Origin of the sequence: Comamonas aquatica NBRC 14918 (assembly GCF_000739875.1) — a bacterium.
Taxonomy (GTDB): domain Bacteria; phylum Pseudomonadota; class Gammaproteobacteria; order Burkholderiales; family Burkholderiaceae_C; genus Comamonas; species Comamonas aquatica.
In genome coordinates, this window is sequence record NZ_BBJR01000061.1 from 14,434 (window position 1) to 37,329 (window position 22,896).

13 protein-coding genes are annotated in these 22,896 nt (G+C 67.8%); 5 read left to right on the forward strand and 8 right to left on the reverse strand.

Features of this window, described 5'->3' with window-relative positions:
- Position 1: 1 nt before the first annotated feature.
- The 3 genes from secD to CA2_RS14130 form a co-directional block, all read right to left on the reverse strand.
- Positions 2 to 1,882 (reverse strand): protein translocase subunit SecD, encoded by a 1,881-nt coding sequence (gene secD / locus CA2_RS14120; RefSeq protein ID WP_042418581.1) that lies wholly within the window; start codon positions 1,880 to 1,882, stop codon positions 2 to 4.
- Positions 1,883 to 1,968: 86 nt separating this feature from the next.
- On the reverse strand, positions 1,969 to 2,304 hold the full coding sequence (gene yajC, locus CA2_RS14125) for a preprotein translocase subunit YajC (RefSeq protein WP_042418583.1): 336 nt from the start codon (positions 2,302 to 2,304) through the stop codon (positions 1,969 to 1,971).
- A 291-nt stretch (positions 2,305 to 2,595) separates the two neighbouring features.
- Entirely contained in the window at positions 2,596 to 6,219 is a 3,624-nt protein-coding gene (locus tag CA2_RS14130; RefSeq protein ID WP_042418587.1) for an indolepyruvate ferredoxin oxidoreductase family protein, read from the reverse strand.
- Between the two features lie 260 nt (positions 6,220 to 6,479).
- On the opposite strand from CA2_RS14130, the gene CA2_RS14135 reads away from it, so the two are divergent.
- Positions 6,480 to 6,962 carry an Lrp/AsnC family transcriptional regulator gene (locus CA2_RS14135; RefSeq protein ID WP_042418590.1) on the forward strand — a complete coding sequence of 161 codons (483 nt, stop codon included), beginning with the start codon at positions 6,480 to 6,482 and terminating at the stop codon, positions 6,960 to 6,962.
- Positions 6,963 to 7,032: 70 nt separating this feature from the next.
- Positions 7,033 to 8,694, forward strand: a complete 1,662-nt coding sequence (locus CA2_RS14140) for an MFS transporter (RefSeq protein ID WP_042418633.1) — start codon at positions 7,033 to 7,035, stop codon at positions 8,692 to 8,694.
- Between the two features lie 351 nt (positions 8,695 to 9,045).
- Here CA2_RS14140 and mltA read toward each other — a convergent pair whose 3' ends face one another.
- Entirely contained in the window at positions 9,046 to 10,221 is a 1,176-nt protein-coding gene (mltA, locus tag CA2_RS14145) for a murein transglycosylase A (protein ID WP_500861406.1), read from the reverse strand.
- Positions 10,222 to 10,477: 256 nt separating this feature from the next.
- Here mltA and CA2_RS14150 point away from each other — a divergent pair, with 256 nt between their 5' ends.
- On the forward strand, positions 10,478 to 11,140 hold the full coding sequence (locus CA2_RS14150; RefSeq protein WP_042418596.1) for a YiaD family glycine zipper/OmpA-like lipoprotein: 663 nt from the start codon (positions 10,478 to 10,480) through the stop codon (positions 11,138 to 11,140).
- 165 nt (positions 11,141 to 11,305) lie between these two features.
- Here CA2_RS14150 and CA2_RS14155 read toward each other — a convergent pair whose 3' ends face one another.
- The 4 genes from CA2_RS14155 to CA2_RS14170 form a co-directional block, all read right to left on the reverse strand.
- A complete protein-coding gene (locus CA2_RS14155) occupies positions 11,306 to 11,944 on the reverse strand; it encodes a response regulator transcription factor (RefSeq protein ID WP_042418598.1) in 639 nt (212 codons plus the stop codon).
- Between the two features lie 5 nt (positions 11,945 to 11,949).
- Complete coding sequence (locus tag CA2_RS14160; protein WP_081889021.1) at positions 11,950 to 13,902, reverse strand: two-component system sensor histidine kinase NtrB; 1,953 nt, start codon at positions 13,900 to 13,902, stop codon at positions 11,950 to 11,952.
- Positions 13,903 to 13,991: 89 nt separating this feature from the next.
- Positions 13,992 to 14,810 carry a carbon-nitrogen hydrolase family protein gene (locus CA2_RS14165; RefSeq protein WP_042418604.1) on the reverse strand — a complete coding sequence of 273 codons (819 nt, stop codon included), beginning with the start codon at positions 14,808 to 14,810 and terminating at the stop codon, positions 13,992 to 13,994.
- Positions 14,807 to 18,802 carry a YhdP family protein gene (locus CA2_RS14170; protein ID WP_042418607.1) on the reverse strand — a complete coding sequence of 1,332 codons (3,996 nt, stop codon included), beginning with the start codon at positions 18,800 to 18,802 and terminating at the stop codon, positions 14,807 to 14,809. Before CA2_RS14170 ends, CA2_RS14165 begins: the two co-directional genes overlap by 4 nt.
- Before the next feature lie 108 nt (positions 18,803 to 18,910).
- Between CA2_RS14170 and glnE the strand changes: the two genes are divergently transcribed.
- A complete protein-coding gene (gene glnE, locus CA2_RS14175) occupies positions 18,911 to 21,649 on the forward strand; it encodes a bifunctional [glutamate--ammonia ligase]-adenylyl-L-tyrosine phosphorylase/[glutamate--ammonia-ligase] adenylyltransferase (RefSeq protein ID WP_042418609.1) in 2,739 nt (912 codons plus the stop codon).
- 80 nt (positions 21,650 to 21,729) lie between these two features.
- A partial coding sequence (locus CA2_RS14180; RefSeq protein WP_042418612.1) for an HD-GYP domain-containing protein occupies positions 21,730 to 22,896 on the forward strand: 1,167 nt, incomplete at its 3' end.

Here is a 22,896-nt window from a genome sequence, read left to right on the forward strand (position 1 = left end):
TTTACTTCGCTTCTTCGACGGCCGAGCCGTCAGGGCGCCAGATGGTGCCGATGGACACGCTCTTGAGCTTCTTCTGGCGGCCGTACCAGAGGTTCACCAGACCGCGCGAGAAGAACACGGCCGAGAACATGCTGGTGGCGATGCCGATGCAGTGCACCACGGCAAAGCCACGCACCGCGCCGGAGCCGAAGGCCAGCAGGGCCAGGCCCACGATCAGGGTGGTCAGGTTCGAGTCCAGGATGGTGGCCCAGGCACGGTCATAGCCGGCGTGGATCGCCGCCTGCGGCGACATGCCCGAGCGCAGCTCTTCGCGGATGCGCTCGTTGATCAGCACGTTGGAGTCGATCGCCACACCAATCGCCAGCGCCATCGCGGCAATGCCGGGCAGCGTCAGCGTGGCCTGCAACATGGACAGGATGGCCATCAGCAACAACACGTTCACCCCCAGCGCCACGGTGGAGAACACCCCGAACAGGTGGTAGTAGATGCACATGAAGATGGCGATGGCGATGAAGCCCCAGACCACCGAGTTGATGCCACGGTCGATGTTCTCGGCACCCAGGCTGGGGCCGATGGTGTATTCCTCGATGATCTCCATGGGCGCTGCCAGCGAACCCGCACGCAGCAGCAGCGAGGTGTCATTGGCTTCCACGGTGGTCATGCGGCCCGAGATCTGCACGCGGCCGCCCCCGATTTCCGAGCGGATCACCGGTGCCGTCACGACCTCGCCCTTGCCCTTTTCGAACAGGATGATGGCCATGCGCTTGTTGATGTTCTCGCGCGTGATGTCCTTGAAGATGCGCGCGCCCTTGGCGTCCAGCACCAGGTTCACCGTGGGCTCCTGGGTCTGGCTGTCGAAGCCGGGCTGGGCGTCGGTCAGGTTCTCGCCGGTCAGGATGACCTGCTTCTTGACGATCACAGCGTTGCCGTTGCGGTCCAGGTAGCGCTCAGAGCCAAACGGCACATTGCCAGAGCCCATCTCGGCGGCGCGGCCCTCGGTGGATTCGTCGACCAGACGCAGCTCCAGGGTGGCAGTGCGGCCCAGGATGTCCTTGGCCTTGGCCGTGTCCTGCACGCCCGGCAGCTGGACCACGATGCGGTCCAGGCCTTGCTGCTGGATCACGGGCTCGGCCACGCCCAGCTCGTTGATCCGGTTGTGCAACGTGGTGATGTTCTGCTTGAGCGCCTGCTCCTGCACCTTGCGCAGGGATTCGGGCTTGATGGTGGCGCGCAGGCGGCCATCGGCGCCGGTGCTGGCTTCGGCCACTTGCAAGTCCGGGAACTGGTCCGCAATCAGGTTGCGGGCCGCCGTCATGCTGGCGTCGTCGCGCAGGCGGATCTCGATCGCCTGGCCATCGCGGTTGATGCCGCCGTGGCGGATGTTTTTGTCGCGCATCATGGTGCGCAGGTCACCAGCCAGCGAATCGGCACGCTTGGTCAGCGCGGCCTGCATGTCCACCTGCAGCATGAAGTGCACGCCACCGCGCAAGTCCAGACCCAGGTACATGGGGTGTGCGCCCAGGGACGACAGCCACTGCGGCGAACGCGACACCAGGTTCAGCGCCACGATGTAGGTGGGGTCGGATGCGTCGGTGATCAGCGCACGCTCGATCACGTCCTTGGCCTTGAGCTGTTCGTCCGGCGTGTTGAAGCGCGCGCGCACGGATGTGCCTTCCAGGCTCAGGATGTCGGGCGACAGCGAGGCCGCCTGCAGCGCGCTTTGCACGCGGGCTAGCACGCCCTCGTCGACCTTGACGGTGGATTTGGCCGAGGACACCTGCACCGCAGGGGCCTCGCCGAAGAAATTGGGCAGGGTGTAGATCACCCCAATGAGTAGCGCGACCACAAGGATCGCGTACTTCCAGACCGGGTATCGGTTCATGATCGCGCTCTATCTCTCACGCAGGAAACAGGGCGCGGCATGCCTGGGAAAGCCCACCGGCCCACTCGATCAGCGAATGCGGCTGATTACTTGACGGAGCCCTTGGGCAGCACCTGCACCACGGCGCTGCGCTGGATCTGCACCTTCACGCCGGACGCGATCTCGATGAACAGGAACTGCTCGTCCAGGTCCACCACGCGGCCCAGGATGCCACCGGCGGTGGCCACTTCGTCGCCCTTGGCCAAGGCTTCCACCATGGAGCGGTGCTCCTTCTGGCGCTTCATCTGGGGACGAATCATCACGAAGTACAGCACCACGAACATCAGCACCAGGGGCAGCATGCCGGTCAGCGAGGACATCATGTCACCGCCACCAGCGGCAGCAGCAGGGGCGGTTTGGGCAAAGGCAGAAGAAATAAACACGGACGAACTCCAAAGCGGAATGGGTCAAAAAAAGAACAGGCCATCCGGCCTGCCAAGCGCTACAGCATAGCCGAGCACAAGTCAACGAAGCATTGTATGCGTGCGCCTTGGGAGCAGCCGGGGCTAAACCTGAGTCCGGGCCGGTGTTTGCCGGCCCGGGTTTTTCAAGCCAAATCGTGCTCTGACGCGCATCCAGCATGCGTGAGCAGCTATGGTTTAAATATTTTCAGCCGGCACGGCCACGCCGCCGTCCGCCGGACGGGGCACGGTGCCCCCCGCGCCCCACCCGTTTCAGGCCCGGTGCTGGGCGCCGGGCTGCGGGGCCTGCCACTGCTGCATCAGGCCCTGCCATTTGCTGCGCGCCGCTGCCAGGTGGCGCTCCTTCACGTGGCCGTAACCGCGGATGTCCTCGGGGATGCGCGCAATCTGCACCGCCAGCTCCAGCTTGTCGGCCGTCAACTGCGGCAGCAGCTGCGTGATGCAGTCGCGGTACTCAACGATCAGCGCCCGCTCGGTCCGGCGCTCGGCCGTGCGGCCAAACAGGTCCAGCGGGGTGCCACGCAGCCCCTTGAGCTTGGCCAGCACGCCGAACGCGCTGCGGATCCAGGGCTGGTAGGACTTTTTCACCAGGTGGCCCTGAGCGTCTTTGGCGGCCGACAGCGGGGGCGCCAGGTGGTGCACCAGCTTGTAGTCACCGTCGAACATGTCGGCGATCTTGGCGGTGAAGGCCGGGTCGGTGTGCAGGCGTGCCACCTCGTACTCGTCCTTGTACGCCATCAGCTTGAACAGGTAGCGGGCCACGGCCTCGGTCAGCCGGGTGGAGCTGCCCAGCCGCCCTTCCGCCGCCTGCACCTGGTCCACGAAGCTGCGGTACTGCGCCGCATAGGCCGCGTTCTGGTAGCCCGTCAGGAACTGCTCGCGCTGGGCCACCAGCTCCTGCAGGCCGGTCTTCTTCACGAACTGGATGACCTGGGCCGTGCGGTACAGGGCCTCGACCTCGGCCAGGTTGTGGGCGCAGCGGCGCCCCCACTCGAAGGCGGCCTGGTTGTTGGCCACCTGCACGCCGTTGAGTTCCATGGCGCGCATCAGCGCGGCGCGGGTCAGTGGCACCCGGCCCTTTTGCCAGGCATAGCCCAGCATCAGCGGGTTGGTGTAGATGCTGTCACCCAGCAACTGCACGGCGGCCTGCTCGGCGTCAAAGCAGCCGACCAGACCCGGGCCCACGGCCCCGGCGATCGCCGCCTCGCAGCTGCCGCCGGGGAATTGCCAGTCGGGGTTGTGCACGAACGCCGCTGTGGGCGTGCCGTGGCTGTTCAGCGCCACGAAGGTGCGGCCGTTCTGCATGACCGCCAGCGAGGCCTTGTTGGCCGCCACGATGGGGTCGCAGCCGATCACCAGGTCGGCCTTGGCCATGTCGACCTTGGTGGTGTAGATGGCCTCGGGGCGGTTGGCGATCTGGATGTGGCTCCAGGTGGCGCCGCCCTTTTGCGCCAGCCCGCCGGCGTCCTGCGTGATCACGCCCTTGCCCTCCAGGTGCGCGGCCATGCCCAGCAGGGAGCCGATGGTGATCACGCCGGTGCCGCCGACACCGCCGACCACGATGCCCCAGGCGGTGTCGGCCTTGGGCAGCTGGGGTTCGGGGATGGCGGGCAAGGACGACAGATCGCCCTTCTTCTCCTTCTTGGGCTTCTTCAAGGTCCCGCCTTCGACGGTGACGAAGCTGGGGCAGAAGCCGTTGACGCAGGAATAGTCCTTGTTGCAGGTGTTCTGGTTGATGCGGCGCTTGCGCCCGAACGGGGTTTCCACGGGCTCCACCGACAGGCAGTTGGATTGCACCGAGCAGTCGCCGCAGCCCTCGCAGACCAGCTCGTTGATGACCACGGTCTTGTCGGGCGTGGCCAGCGTGCCGCGCTTGCGGCGGCGGCGCTTTTCGGTGGCGCAGGTCTGGTCGTAGATGATGGCCGTGCAGCCGGGGATGGCGCGGAACTCGCGCTGGATGCGGTCCAGCTCGTCGCGGTGGAACACTTCGATGCCGGCCGGCAGGTCGTTGATCAGCTCCTGGTGCTGGGCACGCGCCGGGTTGGCGTCGATGTGGTGCGTGCGGCCATGGTATTTGCTGGGGTCGTCGGTCACCACCACCAGCTTGACCACGCCCTCGGCGCGCAGGCTGTGCGCGATCTGCGCCACGGAGTGGCCCTCGGGCCGCTCGCCCACGGTCTGGCCGCCGGTCATGGCCACGGCGTCGTTGTACAGGATCTTGTAGGTGATGTTCACCCCGGCCGCAATGCTCTGGCGGATGGCCAGCAGCCCGCTGTGGAAGTAGGTGCCGTCGCCCAGGTTGGCAAACACATGGGCTTCCTGCGTGAAGGGCGACTGGCCAACCCAGGTCACGCCCTCGCCGCCCATCTGTGTGAAGGTGCTGGTGTTGCGGTCAGGCATCCAGGTGGTCATGTAGTGGCAGCCAATGCCGGCCACGGCGCGCGAGCCTTCGGGCACGCGGGTGCTGGTGTTGTGCGGGCAGCCGCTGCAGAACCAGGGCGTGCGGTCATTGCCGCCAGCAGGCAGCTCGGCCAGGGCCCGCTCGCGCGCGGCGATCACGGCCAGGCGCTGCTCCATGCGCGCCTCGATGTCGGCCGGCACGCCCAGCTTCTTCAGGCGCTTGGCAATGGCCTGGGCAATGATGGCCGGCGTCAGGTCGGCCTTGGGGCGCAGCAGCCAGTTCTGGCTGGGGTTGGGCATGCTCCATTCGCCGCCGGAGTCGTCGCCGGGCTGCTCGTCGAACTTGCCCAGCACGTTGGGGCGCACGTCGGGCCGCCAGTTGTAGAGCTCTTCCTTGAGCTGGTATTCGATGACCTGGCGCTTTTCCTCGACCACCAGGATTTCCTGCAGGCCCTGGGCGAAGTCGCGGGTGATCGACGCCTCCAGCGGCCAGACCACGTTCACCTTGTGCACGCGGATGCCCAGCTGGCGGCAGACCGCATCGTCCAACCCCAGGTCGACCAGGGCCTGGCGCATGTCGTTGTAGGCCTTGCCGCTGGCGATCAGGCCAAAGCGATCGTTGGCGCCCTGCACCACGTTGTAGTTCAGCTTGTTGGCGCGCACATAGGCCAGCGCGGCGTACCACTTGTAGTCCATGAGCCGCGCTTCCTGCTCCAGCGGCGCATCGGGCCAGCGGATGTGCAGGCCGCCGGGCGGCATCTGGAAGTCTTCGGGCAGGACGATGTTCACGCGGTCCGGATCGACGGCAATGCTGGCCGAGGACTCCACCACCTCCTGGATGGTCTTCATGCCCGACCACAGGCCCGAGAAGCGGCTCATGGCGAAGGCGTGCAGCCCCATGTCCAGGATGTCCTGCACATTGCTGGGGAAGAACACCGGCGTGCCGCAGGCCTTGAAGATGTGGTCGCTCTGGTGGGCAGCGGTGCTGCTCTTGCTGATGTGGTCGTCGCCCGCAATCGCGATCACGCCGCCATGCTGGGCCGTGCCCGCCATGTTGGCGTGCTTGAACACGTCGGAGCAGCGGTCCACGCCCGGACCCTTGCCGTACCAGATGCCGAACACGCCGTCGTATTTCTTGGTCTGCGGGTACAGGTCCAGCTGCTGCGTGCCCCAGACGGCCGTGGCGGCCAGTTCCTCGTTGACGCCGGGCTGGAAGACGATGTGCTGGGCCTCCAGGTGCTTTTTGGCCGCCCACAGCGACTGGTCGTAGGTGCCCAGGGGCGAGCCCCGGTAGCCGCTGATGAAACCGGCGGTGTTCAGGCCGTGCTTGGCATCACGCTGGCGCTGCAGCATGGGCAGGCGCACCAGGGCCTGCACGCCACTCATGAAGGCGCGGCCGCGCTCCAGGGTGTATTTGTCATCGAGCGTGATGCTTTCCAGCGCCCGGCGGGTGACGTCGTCCAGCGGGGCGTTCATTGCACACCTCCTGCGCAGGGGTGTGCACCGTGGTGCCATAGGTCGCCAAAGCGGGCGGGGGCGTGCGCGCGCAGCGCGACGTCATTGCGTGGGGCCTTCATCTGTGTCTCCTGGTGTGAGGCCTGGCTCATGACCGGCCTCTTCTTGTGTCTGTGTCGATGACGTGAATCAAGTGTAGAAGTCCCGTTCGGGTAAGTGATTGCTTTTTTTGCCCTTCAAATCCACTATTGAGCAAGAATCTTGCTCAAACAAGGGTTAACGTGAATCAATTGGACAAATTTGACCTGGCCATCCTGACCCACCTGCAGGCCGACGGACGCCTCACCAACGCCGAGCTGGCGCAGCGCGTCGGCCTGTCCGCCGCCCCCTGCTGGCGCCGTGTGCGGGCGCTGGAGGCGGCCGGCTACATCCTGGGCTACCACGCTGCCATCGATCGCCACAAGATCGGCCTGGGCGTGCTGGCCTTTGTGCGCATCGATGCGGAAATCAGCTCCGGCGCCCGCACGCGCGAGATGGAAGAGGCGATTCGCGCCATCCCGGAGGTGGTGACCTGCCACTACATCAGCGGCAAGGGCATGTTCGAGCTGCAGGTGGTGGCCAAGGACCTGGAGAGCTTTTCGCAGTTCACGCGCCGCGTGCTGCTGAACCTGCCGAACGTGAAGGACATGCACACCAGCTTTTCGCTGGGCGAGGTCAAGGCCAGCCCCGTCTGGCCAATGCCCCCCGTGCCCTCCGGGCTATAGCGCCCCAGGGCTTGGACCCTGTCCAAACCTGGACTGCAAGAAAATGCCGCTGCCGCGACAATCGCCGGTGATGCCAGACCACCAAGCCCCTCCGTCGCACACGCCCCAGCCGGGGCGGATTCTTGAAGAACCGGGTGCCACGCCCAGCACGCAGGCTGCCAAGCCCGTGTCCACCTGGGCGCCGCTGGCGGCCTCGCCCAGCTTCCGCATGCTCTGGGGCGTCACGCTGGCCGCCAACATCTGCATGTGGATGAACGATGTGGCCGCAGCCTGGATGATGACCTCGCTGACCACCTCGCCGGTGCTGGTGGCCCTGGTGCAGACGGCGTCCACGCTGCCGGTCTTTTTGCTGGGCCTGCCCAGCGGCGCGCTGGCCGACATCCTGGACCGCCGCCGCTACGTGATTGCCACGCAGTTCCTGGTGGCCACGGTGGCGGTGCTGCTGTGCATCACCGTGGCCATGGGCTGGATGACGGCGCCGCTGCTGCTGGCCCTCACGTTTGCCAACGGCATCGGCACGGCCATGCGCTGGCCGGTGTTCTCGGCCCTGCTGCCGGAGATGGTCAGCAAGTCCCACCTGCCCTCGGCCATGGCCCTCAACGGCGTGGCCATGAACGCCTCGCGCATCATCGGCCCGCTGGTGGCCGGCGGCATCATCGCCAGCCTGGGCAGCGCCTGGGTGTTTGTGCTGAATGCCGTGCTGTCCATCATCTCGGGCATCGTGCTGGTGCGCTGGAAGCGCCACCAGCCCGAGAACCCGCTGGGCCGCGAGCGCCTGCACAGCGCCATGCGCGTGGGCCTGCAGTTCGTCAAGGAATCGCCGCGCATGCGCGCCGTGATCGCGCGCACCGTGGCTTTCTTTTTCATGTCCACGGCCATCATGGCGCTGCTGCCGCTGACGGCCCAGCGCTTCGAGGGGCACTTCGTCGGCGGCGCCGGCACCTTCACCATCCTGCTGGCCTCCATGGGCGCGGGCGCCATCGTCAGTGCCATGTTCCTGCCGCGCCTGCGCCAGGCGCTGGGCGAGAAGCTGGTCATCGTCGGCACCTGCACCATGGCGCTGGCCACCGTGGGCATCGCCCTGGTGCCGCACCTGCTGCTGGCCATCGCCTGCATGATGGTCGCGGGCATGGCGCTGATCTCCACTGCCAACAGCCTGGGCGTGAAGGCCCAGATGGCCCTGCCCAACTGGGTGCGCGCGCGCGGCATGGCGGCCTACCAGATGTCCATCATGGGCGGCACGGCCATCGGCGCGGCGCTGTGGGGCAAGGTGGCCTCGCTGACCAGCGTGCCCACCAGCCTGCTGTGCGCCGCCGCCACCGGCGTGCTGGTGATGCTGCTGGTGCAGCGCCTGGTGACCGAGCGCCAGGCGCTGGAAGACCTGAGCCCCTCCAAGGCCTGGACACCGCCCACGCACGACCAGCCCGAAAGCGGCCGCGTGGTGGTGCAGATCGAATACCGCATCAACCCGGCCAAGGCCAAGCGCTTTCGCACGCTGATGCAGGAAAGTCGCCGCAGCCGCCTGCGCCAGGGCGCCGTGGGCTGGAGCCTGCTGCACAGCATGGAGCAGCCCGAGCGCTATGTGGAGCAGATCGTGGACGAGTCCTGGACCGAGCACCTGCGCCGCTTCGAACGCGTCACGGCCGCCGACGTGGCCCTGCGCGAGCGCAAGCTGGCCTTCCACGTGCTGGACCAGCCGCCGCGCGTGAGCCGCTTTTTCGAAACCGACTGAAGCGCACCCGGTCGCCCCTGCTGGCCCAGCAAGACACCAACGCCACCCGCGCTGCGCGGCGGGGCAGCAAGCTCGTACGGTGCCTGCCCGCCGGCTTGCGGCTTGCGGCTTGCGGCTTGCGGCTTGCGGCTTGCGGCTTGCGGCTTGCGGCTTGCGGCGCCATCGTGACCACCTTCCTGCGGTGCGCATGGCCGCGCGCCGCGCTGGCGCGGCACATAAAAGGCTGCCGAAGCAGCCTGGGTGCAGAGGGGGAAAGATTCGCAGAAATGAGAGCTGGCAGCGCTCATCCCACAATGCTTTCAAATACAAAACACCTTGAAAGTATCAGCAGACGAGCGCCAGCTGCTCTGTTTATTGCTGCGGCACCGGCAGGCCCTTGGGCCACAGCGCCCACAGCCGCAGCGGCTGCTTGATGCGCCCGGCCAGATCCCCGGCGCTCTTGCCCCAGCCCATGAAATAGTCGGCCCGCACCGCGCCCACGATGGCGCTGCCCGTGTCCTGCGCCATCACCAGGCGCTTGTACTCCACCTCCATGCCCTTGGAATACAGCCACACCGGCGTGCCATAGGGGATGCTGCCGCGGTCCACCGCGATGGAGCGCCCCGGCGTCAGCGGCACGCCCTGCGCGCCCTTGGGGCCGAAGGCCGCGTCCAGGCCCTCCAGCGGCTCTTCCTTGAAGAACACATAGCGCGGGTTGCTCCACAGCATTTCCTGCACCCGCCCCGGGTTCGCAGCAATCCAGGCACTGATGCCGGGCCAGCTGGCGTCGGTGATCAGGCCCCGGTCCAGCAGCCAGCGGCCCACGCTCTTGTAGGGTTGGTCGTTGGTGCCCGCATACGCCAGACGGATCTGGCGCACGCTGCCATCGGGCTCGGTGATGCGCAGCCGGCCCGAGCCCTGGATGTGCAGCACCAGGGCCTCGACCGGGTCGTTCAGCCAGGCGATCTCGCGCCCGGCCAGCGCGGCCTGGGCCTCCGGCAACGTCTCGATCTGCTGGCGCGTGTACCAGGGCTTGCGTGTGCCCAAGCTCTGCGGCGTGCGGTACAGCGGGATGTTGAACTCGGCCGTGCGCACGCGCGAGCCGACCATCTCGGGCTCGTAGTACGAGGTCAGCATGCCTTCCGAGCGACCATCCAGCGACTCCACGCGGTATGGCTGCAACTGCGTCTGCAGCCAGTGGCGCTGCTCGGCCGGGCTGGCAATGCTCAGGCGGCGCACGTCCTTGCACAGGCCCGCCAGGGCGGCGTGGGGCCGCTCGCAGTTGCGCAGCCAGGCGTTCCAGGCTTCGTGCAGCGCGTCGTCGTCAAAGCCCGGCAGCTCCGCCCAGCGCACCGGCAGCCAGCGGCTCTTGGCGCGCAGCGAAGGGGGCCCCAGCGGGGCCGTGTCGATGACCGCACCCGTGGGAAAACTGGTGCTCGGACCGCCTGGGGACGTGGAAGCAGGGGGAACGCGGGGGCCGGAGGAGCAGGCGGCGAGGGTGCCTACAATCAGCGCCATCGACACACGAAGCAGGAGAGATACGGTCATGGGCCTGATTTTGCTTGAAGCTTTGCTAGCTTTGGTGATTTTGCTGGGCATTGTCTGGTGGACCATGTTCCAGGGTCGCAGCAAAGGGGAACTGCCCCCCCAGGACGCCCCCCGCGACCCGCACTGAGGCCGCGCCGCAAGGGCAAATTCCTACGCTCGGCATCTGGCGTGACCGATAGACCTGGTCGTGGCGATTCGCACAATGGTCCCACGCACGGCGCGACACCGCCGTGCCACCATGAAAAGGAATACAACCATGCGCAAGAATCTGACCCTGGCCGCCACCGTGGCGGCCGCCCTCATCCTCTCCGGCTGTGCCGCGGACGGCACCTCCGGCATGAATGACACCCAAAAACGCACCGCCATCGGCACCGGGGTGGGCGCACTCGCCGGCGCCGCCATCAGCGCGGCCACCGGGGGCAAGGCCGGTGTCGGCGCCGTGGCCGGCGCCGCTGTGGGCGGCATCGGTACCTACATCTGGTCGCAGAACCAGGAAAAGCGCAAGCAGGAAATGCAGGCGGCCACCCAGGGCACCGGCGTCAACGTGGTGCAGACCGCGGACAACCAGCTGAAGCTGGAGATCCCCAGCGACATCTCGTTCGACACCGGCCGCTACGACATCAAGAGCAACTTCGCCCCCATCCTGGACCGCTTTGCCGAAGGCCTGCGCACCAGCCCGAATGCCGAAGTGCGCATCGTCGGCCACACCGACAGCACCGGCTCGGACGCCATCAACAACCCGCTGTCCCTCAACCGTGCCAACAGCACGCGCGACTACCTGATGATGCGTGGCGTCAGCGGCAGCCGCATCCACACCGAGGGCCGCGGCTCCTACCAGCCGATTGCCTCCAACAGCACGAACGAAGGCCGCGCCCGCAACCGCCGCGTGGAAATCTTTGTCGGCGAGCGCGCGCAGTAACACGCCAAAAAGCATAGCTATTGGCGCTTGATAGACAAGCACCAGACAGCAAAAAGGCTCTGAATGCATTCAGAGCCTTTTTTGATGGCGGGGTGCACAACCACCACCGCCCGACGCCATGGGACGTCCCCGCAGCGAGGGGCGCAGGGGCGCCTCCGGGCCGCGTTACAGCTGGCCGTGCGCCCGCAGCAGGTTGGCCAGTTCCACGGCCGATTTGACCTGCATCTTGTCGAACACGCGGGCGCGGTGCACTTCCACCGTGCGCACGCTGATGTCCAGCTGGTCGGCAATCAGCTTGTTGGGCACGCCCTCGACCACCAGCTGCATCACGCCGCGCTCGCGGTCGGTCAGCTCGCCCAGACGGCTGAGCAGCACATGGCGCAGGGCCGTAGCCTCCAGGTACTGGGCCGACTGCTGCAGCGCCTGCTCGATGCGGTCGACCAGCACATTGTCCGAAAACGGTTTTTCACAGAAGTCGAAGGCGCCCTGCTTGACGGTCTGCACGGCGGTCGGCACATCGGCGTGGCCGGTCAGAAAGATCACGGGCACGGTCTGGATCAGGCCCTCGCGCTGCTTGAGCAGGTCGAACAGCGACAGGCCGGTCATGCCCGTCATGCGCACGTCCAGCAACAGGCACTGGGGATGGCGGGGCACGGGGCGCTCGGCCAGCATGGACAGAAAGTCTTCGGCGCTGGCAAAGCTCTCGCTGTACAGGCGCCGCGAACGCAGCAGCCACGCCAGGGCGTCACGCACATCCGCATCGTCATCCACGATATACACCGTGGCATTGGTCACAGGTTCCATGGGAATCAGCTTAACTGGTCTTGAAGGCCCGCCACCGGCAGGCTGAAGGTAAACACCGTGCCCCGTGGGGCATTCGCGGCATGGCGCAATTCTCCACCGTGCTGCTCCAGCACGGTGCGGCACATGCTCAGCCCCAGGCCCATGCCCTCGTCCTTGGTGGTGAAGAAGGGGGTGAACAGCTGCTCGGCCACCTCGGGCGGAATGCCGCAGCCCTGGTCCTCGACCGCGAACACCACGCGCTGCGCGGCGTCGTCCCACAAGGCGCGCATGTGCAGCGCCTTGTGCGCCGGCGGCGCCTGCTCCATGGCCTGCATGGCGTTGCGCGCCAGGTTCAGCAGCACCTGCTCGATCATGGTGGCGTCGCAGACTACGGGGGGCAGGCGCGGCTCGATGTCCACCTGCACCTGCACGCCCAGCTTGCTGGCCTGCATGCGCACCAGGGGCATGACGGCATCCAGCAGCTCGGTGGCGGTGATGCCCTCGTGCGTCTGGCTGCGGCGGCGCACGAAGTCGCGCACGCTCTTGATGACCTTGCCCGCACGGTCGGCCTGGAAGGCGATGCGCTGCATGGCCGAGCGCAGCTCGTGCAGGCGCTGGCGCAGGGCGCCGGCCTCCAGCCGCTCCAGGTCGCCATCCTGCGCCAGCAGGTTCAGCGAACCGTTGGCGTAGCTGGACATGGCCATCAGCGGCTGGGTCAGCTCGTGGCTGAGCAGCGAGGCCATTTCCCCCACCGTGGCCAGGCGCGCCGTGGCCTGCAGGCGCTCGTGCGAGGCCCGGGTCAGCTCCTCCATGCGGCGCTGCTCGGTGATGTCGATGAAGGCACTCATCCAGCCGGTCTGCTGGCCCTGGGCATTGATCAGCGGGGCTTCGAAGATCAGCACCGGAAAGCGCGTGCCATCCTTGCGCATGAACACCGACTCATGGCCTTCGCGCGCCGCCGGGATGGCCCCGGCCAGGCGCCGCGCCTGCCGGCGCACGTATTCCTCGGCCAGCTCGGGCGGCCAGTAGGGGGCAAAGCTTTGCCCCAACAGCTCGTCGGCGCTGAAGCCCACCATGGCGCAGAACGCCGGGTTGACGTAGCTGATGCGGCCCTGCAGGTCGCGCGCGCGCAGCCCGGTGATGAGCGAGTCCTCCATCGCCTTGCGGAAGGCCAGGGCGTCGCCCAGGTCACGCTCGGCGCGCAGGCGGCGACGGTTGTCGCGCACCAGCACCACCAGCACCGAGCCCAGCGCAATCGCCATGCCGGTGACCAGGGCCGTCAGCACGTTCGGGAACACGCTGGGCGCGCGGTGCCAGCTGTCCATGCGCAGCACCATGGTGTTGCCCGGCAGGTCCAGCAGGTGCTGGGCCGTGAACACGCGCGAGCCGCGCCAGGCCGCGCCGACCAGCGCCAGCCGCGTGCCGTCGGGCTCGGTGAACGAGACTTCCTGGCTCTGTGTGAGGTTCTTGCTGACCTGGGTGGTCAGGATGTTCTGCAGCGAATAGGTGCCCACCATGTAGCCCTTGATGTGGCCGGCCTCCATCTGCGGCAGGCACACCTCCATCAGCTCGGCGCCCATGGCCTCGCCCAGGATCTGAAAGTAGCTGGGCGAATACGACGGGCTGCTGGTGCGCTTGGCGTTGGCACAGGCCGTCACCGCGTGGCTGAAGGATTCCTCGCGCAGGTCGGTGTCCCACACCACCGAGCGGTAGGGCGTTTCCGCCACCTGACGGATGTCCATGTCCTCGCCGCGCCACTCCACGCGCAGCAGTTCACGGCGCACCTGCAGCATCTCGGCCACGCGCACGCTCCACTGCTCGGGCGTGACGTGCAGGGCGTTCACCGCCTGCAGGTCCTGCAGGTTGCGCCCCAGCGCGGAGCGGATCTCGACCACAGCCTGCGCGGCGTCGCGCTCCAGCTTGTCCTGCACCTGCGAGGCTTCGTAGCGCCCGGCCAGCCAGACCATGATGATGAGCATGCCGGCCACCAGCACGACCAACAGGGTCCACAGGGACCAGCGGCGCCAGGCGCTGTGCCAGCGCTGCCAGGGCCAAGGTTGCAGCGGATTTACAAACAACGGTGCTCCAGGGCAGGCAGGCGCTGGCGCACCTGCTGCAAAAATGAGAGTTCCAGGACGGCGTAGCTGATGCCAGGCCCGGCTTGTTCCTGCTGGGCCACGATCTGCCCCCAGGGATCGACCACCATGCTCTGGCCCCAGGTCTGGCGCCCGTTCGGGTGCTTGCCGCCCTGGGCGGCCGCCAGCAGCCAGCACTGGTTTTCAATCGCCCGCGCGCGCAGCAGCACCTCCCAGTGCGCCTGGCCCGTGGTGTGGGTGAAGGCCGCCGGCACCAGCAGAATGTCGGCCCCCAGGGCCGCATGCTGGCGGTACAGCTCAGGGAAGCGCAGGTCGTAGCACACGCTCAGCCCCAGCGTCCAGGTCTGGCCGCTGCGGTCCGTGATCGCCGCCACCACGGGCGTGGCCCCGGGCTCGATCACGGCGGTCTCGTCGTAGCGCTCGCTGTCCGTCGCAAAGCGGAACAGGTGGATCTTGTCGTAATGCGCCACCTGCCTGCCTTGCGGGTCGTACAGCAGGCTGGTGTTGCGCACCTTGTGGACGTCCGCGCCGCGGATCGGCACCGTGCCGGCCACCAGCCACACGCCGTGCGTGGCGGCCATCTGCCCCAGCGCCTGCTGGACCGGCCCGGTGCCCAGCGGCTCGGCCCATGCCAGCTTGTCGGTGTCGCGCCAGCCCATGCCGCAAAAATACTCGGGCAGCACCAGCAGCTCGGCCCCTTCGCTGCTGGCCTGGGCCACCAGCTGCTGCGCCGCACGCAGGTTCTCCGCGACGTCGGGGGTGGAAACCATTTGCAAGACCGCGACTTTCATGGGCGTCCTCCGGGTGGGGTGGTGGGGGCCTCACTGGCCGCCGGGGCGGCGGCCGGGCGTTTGCGCACGGGATCGACCACGGGGTCGCTCCAGGTGCCGTGCAGGTGGAAGGTGCGCGTGGCCGCCTCCATCAGCGGCCCGCGCAAGAAGACCTGGGCCAGGAAGCTGCCCAGACCGATCACCGGGTTGATGGCCGTGGCCGCCAGCGACGCCGTCATGGCGTTGATCTCGGGCACCACCACCACGGTCACGTCCTGCGTCTCGTCCACCAGGCTGGCCTGGCCTTCCATCAGCACGGCGGCATTCAAGCCCTTCATCTGCAGGTTGTTGGTGCGCGCCACGCCCTGGACCACGTTCACGTCGCCGCGGATGAAGTCAAAGGCAAAGCCCTGGCTGAAGACATCGCGGAAATCCAGGGTCACCCGCCGCGAGAGCGACTGCAGGCTGAGCACGCTGAGCAGCTTGCCCATGCCGGGCTCCGCCTTCAGGAACTGCCCCTTGTCCACCTGCAGGTGCACCGCCCCGTCCATACTCGGCCAATGCGGCGTGATGGGCGAGCCGCGCCAGGCGATATGGCCACTCAACTGGCCACGGCCATCGCGGATCACGCCCTCCATGCCGAAGCGGTCCAGCAGTTGCCCGGCGCTGTCCATGTCCAGCAGAAAACTCAGGTGCGTGGTGCGCGCAGCACCCGGGCGGGCGGCGCCCCAATAGCCATTCGCCTTCCAGCGGGCCTCCTTGGTGGTGAGCTGGAATTGCTCCAGCAACCACTCCCGCCCTGCCTCGCCGGCGCGGTTGCGGGCCTGCAGCGACAGCTGCCCCAGTGCCTTGCCCGCAATCTCCAGACGCTCCACCTGGATGTCCAGGGCCGGCAGGCTGTCCGGATCCACATCGTCCGGCGGCGCCTGGTCCAGGCGCTGCGCCTCGGCCTTGGGGATCGACAGGTGGGACAGGCGCGCAAACAGGCGCCCCGTGCTGCCGCCCGCGCTGGCGGAGCGGTATTCGACATAGCCGCCAAACTGCTGGGCCTGCAATTGGCCGCGCCAGGTGTCACCGCTGTGCACCAGGTCGGCCTGAACACCGACCAGCTCGCGCTGGCGCAGCAGCAGGCGCGGCACGCGCAGCTCCAGGCGCTGGGGCAGGTAGCTCTGGACCTGCGCCGGCACGGCGCTGGCGCCACTGCCGCCGCCCGCGTCCAGCACCGCCAGCCAGGCATCGGCATCCAGCGTGGGCCACTGCACCTGCGCCACCACCCCGCTGTCGGGCAGGCCCTGCTTGGGCCACTCGCCCAGCACGATGCGCCCGGCGAGCACCCGGGCCGGTTCGACGGACACGTCCTGGGCATACACCACCTGGCCGCGCCCGGCCACCTCCACCCGCAGCTCTTGGCGATGGGCGGCATCCAGCGTCTGCGTCACTTCCAGCCCCAGGCTGTCCTCGGCAGGTTTGTTCAGCGGGGCGGGCAAACGCAGGGCCAGGCCGCGCAGGTCCGAACGTACGACCACCGTCTGCTGCCCTTGCCTGGCCACCACGCTGACGCTGTAGGCGGCCCGGCCCTCGGCATGCTCCGCCAGCTGCGTGGCCACCGGCAAGCTGCCATCCTTCTTCAGTCCCTGGGCCGTGGCCTGCCCCTGGGCCTGGATGCGCACGCCGTCCTTCACCGAGGCCATGCCGCCGTCCAGCTTGATTGGTCCGCCCAGCGACTGCCCCTGCACCCCAGCCAAGGCAAAGCCCTGGTCGCTGAAGCGCACCTCGCCCCCCAACTGCTGCAGCAGCGGCGTGGAGGCGGTCAATTGCAGGCTGTTGCCGCGCAAGCCCAGGCGCCCCTGCACCCGGGTGCGCTCCAGGTGGTCAATCGGCAGGTCCAGCTCAAACGCCAGGCTGGCCGGACCCTGGGCCTTGGCCGTGTCCAGCGCATGCTCGGTCATGGCGGCCAGGGGCGAGGTCTGCACCACCCCCAGCAGCGCCTGCAGCGGCGCCTGGCCTGCGACCTTGAGCGTCAGGTGCGGGTGGTTCAGATCGGGAATGCGCGCCTCGATGCTGTCCATGCGCAAGGCGCCCTGGCCCTGGAAACCGGTGCGCGCCTGTTGCACCACCATGCTGTTGCCCTCGAACACCAGCGTGCCGCTCAGGTCCTGCAGCACCGGCCACGGAAGGTGGCCCGCCCCCAGCAGCCGCTGCGGGGCGAAGTCGTAGACCACGTTGCGCACCGGCGCCTGGATGTAAAAGCGCCCGCTGCCCGGCTGCTCGAACGGCATGTCGTGCAGGTTGCCGCGCACCTCGAACTGGACTTTGCGGCCCTCGCCCTGGCGCACGCTGTCGCGCACATAGTGGCGCGCCAGCTCCGGCACCTCCAGCGGCAAGTAGCGGTGCACGCGCGCGCCATCCGCCCGCTCCAGCTCCCCGGTCAGCTGCAGATAGCCGGGCAGGCGGTCTTCCGGTGTCTCGCCCATGCGCCAGCTGCCTTGCGCCTGGCCCTGGGCATCGGCATTGGCAAAGCGGAGGGTGGGCACATCCAGCCGGAGGTGGCCACGGTCCACCCGCCAGCGCACCTGCGCCTGCAGCATGTCCATCGGGATCGCCGGCTCCTCGAACACCCCGGGGAAGTGCAACACCCCGGACTGCAGATCCAGGCTGGCCTTGCCACCGCGCTCGTCCAGCTCAAAGGTGGCATTCAAGCCCTCGACCCCGGGCAATCCGGTCCCGTGCTCGGCCGGCTGCGGCTGGACCACCAGGCCGCTGACACGTCCGCGCGCCTGGTAGTCGGTGGGCGAGACCCATTCCAGCTGCAGTTGCCGCACGGCGCCTTCGGGCTTCCAGCGCTGCAATGGGGCCAGCACCTCGGCCGGCACCGGCAAGGCCTGGACCACCTGCGCGGCCATGGCGATGTCGGCATAGTCCAGGGACACCTGGGTGCGCGGTTGTGCCGCAGGCCCCGAGGTGCGCACCTCCCAGTTGCTGCTGGGCCAGTGCTGGCCATCCACCTGGACAAAGCTGAAATTCTGGCCGGACAGCCGCCAGGCCTGGCCCTGCCAGTCGGCCTGCAGCCGGCCGTGCAACTGCTGCAGCTGCAAGGCCGGTACCTGGCTGTCGCGCCACTGGATCTGAGCCTGGGGCAGGGCCACGTCGGCCGACACGCCCACCGGTTGACCGCGGGCCACATCAACCCAGACGCGCACCGCGCCGCGGGCCTCGATCGCCTGGATGCCCCAGGCCTGGGGCCAGGGCAAGGCCGGTACCTGGCGCATCTGCAAGGCGGCATACCACTGGCCATTCCAGCGCTGCCACGGGGGCAGGGACGAAGGCAGCAGCGGCTGGCGGAATTCGCCCACCACCTGCATGCGCTCGCCCTCGCCTGCCACGGGGGTGGCGTCCATGCGCAGCACGTGGTGCCAGTGGCGGTTGCGCACCACCACCTCCACATCGCGCCATTGCGTGGTCTCGGGGGACTGCTGTTCGTCGGTGAACTGCACCACGCCACGCTGGATCACCAGCTCGGGCTGCTCCAGCAGCCACTCCAGGGCCCGGTTGTCCTGCGTGGCGTCGCTGGACACCACGTCCAGGCCCGCGACCTGCCAGCGCCCGTCCTGCAGACGGCGCACGTCCAGCTCGGGGGCATCGATATACAGCTGCTCCAGCCCCAGGCGCAGCACCGAGCGCGCCGACACCGTCACCACCACCCGTTGCAGCATCAAAGCCTGGCGTTGCTGCGGGTCCATGATGGACACACCGGACAGCTCGATGGTCGGGAACAGGCCTTCCGAGCGCGCCGTGAGGGCATCGATGCGCACCGGAGCCCCCAGGGCCTGCGTCGCCAAACGCTCCACTTGCACGCGCCACTCCCCAATTCGCGGCACAATGAATCCGTGCAGAGCCCCCCATACGCCCATCAGCACCAACCAGAACGCCAGCACCAGTCCCAAGGTCCAACGCGCCACGCGGGCCACGAGATGCAGCTTTCTTGAAGGAGGGGGAGGGCTCAGATCGATCATTCGTGGGTTCACCAGTGGCTGGAATTATCGCCCGCTTGCTCCGACCAGGGCAGGACATCCCGGGTAACGTCCACAGGACGCCGTGAACTCGCACAACCAGCGCCAAGCATGCAGATCGCAGACCCTATTCCGACGCCCGCGACAAGCCCCGCCGCCCATTCGCGCTTCTGGCAGCGCCTCCACCGCCGCTATGGCGACGTCCTAGCGTTGCTGCCCCCCGGCCCGCCCACGCGGCAGACCCTGGAACAGGCCCTGCAGGCGCTGCAGGCGCAGGGCCACCCGCTGTCGGCCGCCCTGCGCATGCTGCGACAACTGGCGATGGAGCGCCTCATGGCGCTGGACTGCAGCCAGCAGGCCGACCTGGCCACCATCACCCAGGGAGTCACCGCCCTGGCCGAACTGGCGCTGGACCGCGCCTGCCAGCAGACGCGCCAGGAACTGGACGAACGCCATGGCCCGCTGCTGGGCGCCGACGGCCAGGCCGTGCCCCTGTGGATCATCGGCATGGGCAAGTTTGGCGCCCGCGAGCTGAATGTCTCTAGCGACATCGACCTGATCTATGTCTACGAGCACGAAGGCGAGACCCAGGGCCAGCCCGACGGGCGCGGCAAGATCAGCAGCCATGAATACTTCGGCAAGGCCGTCAAGGCGATCTACAGCCTGATCGGCGACACCACGGAACATGGCTTCGTCTTCCGTGTGGACCTGGCGCTGCGGCCCCACGGCAACTCCGGCCCGGCCGCCATCAGCCTGTCGGCGCTGGAGGACTACCTCCAGGTCCATGGCCGCGAGTGGGAGCGCTTTGCCTGGCTCAAGAGCCGCGTCGTGGCGCCGACCGCCAGCATCAAGGAACCCAATGTCCAGGCCCTGCGCTCCGTGGTCCTGCCCTTCGTGTTCCGCCGCTACCTGGACTACAACGTCTTTGACGCGCTGCGCAGCCTGCACCGCCAGATCCGCGAACATGCGGCCCGCCGCAGCGCCGGGCACCCGGAGCGTGCCAACGACGTCAAGCTTTCGCGCGGAGGCATCCGGGAGATCGAATTCACGGTCCAGCTGCTGCAGGTGGTGCGCGGCGGACAGTTCCCGGAACTGCGCTGCCGCCCCACCCTCGAAGCGCTGCAGCGTCTGGCCCGCGCCAACCTGATGCCGCAGGACACCGCCGACCAGTTGGCCCAGGCCTACACCTTCCTGCGCAACGTGGAGCACCGCATCCAGTACCTGGACGACCAGCAGACCCATGTACTGCCGACGCGGGACGAAGACCTGGAATGGATCGCCCACACCATGGGCTATGCCGACACCCGCAGCTTCCTGCTGCAGCTGGATGCCCACCGGGAACTGGTGGCCCAGGAGTTCGACACCCTGCTGGGCAGCAACCAGTCCGACGGCTGCAGCAGTGGCATGTGCGGCGGACCGCGCGCGCCACAGAAGGCCCCGGCCCCCGAGCTGGACACCCTGATCGAACAGATTCCGCCGCTGATGGCCGCGCGCGTGGCCGAATGGCGCGAGCACCCCAAGGTGCGGGGCCTGCGCGACGAAGCCCGCAGCCGCCTGTTCCGCCTGGTGCAACAAACCGCCCAGCGCGTCACCCAGGGGCAGCTGGAGGAAACGTCCGCCATCCGCTTCATCAACTGGCTGGAGCCCTTGCTGCGCCGCGAAAGCTACCTGGCGCTGCTGCTTGAGCGCCCGTCCGTCATCGACCGGCTGCTGCACCTGCTGGGGGCCGCCAAATGGCCGGCGCGCTACCTGCTGCAACACCCTGGGGTGATCGACGAGCTGGCCAGCGAGCAGCTATTCACCGAACGCTTTGTCGCCGCCGACTTCGAGCACGAGATGGCGCTGCGCCTGGCCGCCCTGGAGAGCACCGGCGAGGACGACGACGAAAACCTGCTGAACCTGCTGCGCCGCGCCCACCATGCGGAAACCTTCCGCACCCTGGCCCGCGACGTGGAAGGGGCCATCACGGTGGAGCAGGTGGCAGACGACCTCAGCGCCCTGGCCGACAGCGTGCTGCGCGTGACCGCCCAGTGGTGCTGGAAGCGCCTCAAGCAGCGCCACCGCGACAGCCCCAACTTCGCCATCGTGGGCTACGGCAAGCTGGGCGGCAAGGAGCTGGGCTACGGCAGCGACCTGGACATCGTCTTCATCTTCGACGATGCCGATGAAAACGCCCCCGAGATCTACACCGCCTGGGTGCGCAAGCTGATCAACTGGCTGACCGTCAAGACCGGCGAGGGCGACCTGTTCGAGATCGACACGGCGTTGCGCCCCAACGGCAATTCCGGCCTGCTGGTCAGCAGCTTCCAGTCCTATTCCGACTATCAGCAGCAGCGCGGCAGCAACACCGCCTGGACCTGGGAGCACCAGGCCATGACCCGCGCGCGTTTCGTGCTGGGCAGCGATGACCTGCGCCAGCGCTTCGATGCCGTACGCGAGGCCGTGATCACGGCCCCCCGCGATCCCCAGTCGCTGCAGGAAGAAATCGTCAGCATGCGCGAACGCGTGCGTGGCGCCCACCCGGTGCGCAGCGCCCTGTTCGACGTCAAGCACAGCCCGGGCGGCATGGTGGATGCGGAATTTGCCGTGCAATACTTGGTGCTGTCCCAATCCCGCCAGCACCCTGAATTGATCGGCAACGTCGGCAATATTGCCTTGTTGCAGCGCGCCGAAGCGGCTGGGCTGCTGCCTGAAGGGGTGGGCCAGCACGCCGCCACCGCGTACCGCGAACTGCGCCGCATCCAGCACAAATCGCGCCTGGACGAGGGCAATGGCCAGGTCCCCGAGGCCACCGTGGCCCAGCACCGTGACGCCATCCTGGCGCTGTGGCATGCCGTCTTCCAGCGTTGAAACCTGGGATTGCGGGGTCTGCCCGCTAAAGACGCCCGTCCAAAAATGTAAAAATATGTTCAACCCTGTTTGTTGTTGCAATGAAACTCGTTGAACTCAATTTAGCGACCATTCCTTTTGGTCAGCCCATCCCGTTCGCACTGCGGGGCGTTGGCGGCAGCCTGCTGGCCAACAAGGGCTTCGTCATCCGCTCGGCCGAGGATCTGCGCATCCTGCTGGCCCGCGGGCAAACCTTGTTCGTCGACACCGACGAGTCCGGCGACAGCTACCGGGCCTTTCTGGCCCAGATCCAGTCACTGCTGCTGTCGGACAAACCGCTGAACCAGATCGCCAACATGACCATGCAGACCACCGCGGCCCCCGTGGAAAGTCTGCGTGATTCCGGGCCTCCGGCCTGGCGCGAGTGGCAGTTGGGCCTGACACAGCTGCTGCGCAACCCCCAGCCCGGCGACTTTGCCCAGCGCTTTGAAGACCTGTTCAGTGCACTGAACCAGTACCTGCTCAAAACCACGGACGGCACCTTGCTGGCCCTGATGCAGATGTCGGCCGAGGAAACGCGCTACTACAGCGCCACGCATGCCATGCTCACGGCGGTGGTCTGCATGACGGCCGCCCGCGAAACCCTGCGCTGGCCCGACAATCGGGTGCTGCCGCTGGGGCGCGCCGCGCTGAGCATGAACATCGGCATGGCCCAGCTGCAGGATGACCTGGCGCAGCAAACTGCGCCGCTGAGCCCGCAGCAGGCCCAGGAGATCGACACCCACTCGGACAGCTCGGTCGCCATCCTGCGCAGCATGGGCATCAGCGACCCGCTGTGGCTGGACGCCATCCGCGCCCACCACCACCGCGCGCCCGGCAAGCTGGCGGAAAAGACCCTGGGGCAGCAGATGGCCCGGCTGATCCAGCGCGCCGACATCTTCGGCGCCCGGATCGCCCCGCGCGCCAACCGCGACCCCATGTCCGTCACCTCGGCCATGCAGGCCAGCTACTACGACGAGACCAAGTCCATGGACGAAGCAGGCGCCGCCCTGGTCAAGGCCCTGGGCATCTACCCACCCGGCGCCTGGGTCCGGCTGGCCAGCGGGGAGACCGGCGTGGTCATCCGCCGCGGTGCCTCGGCGGCCACGCCGCGCGTGGCGGTGCTGCTCAATCGCGATGGCATGGCCACCGGAGAGCCGATCCCGCGCGACACCGCCCAGGCGGCCTGGAAGATTGTCAGCCCCGTCGCACACAAAGAAGTGCGTGTT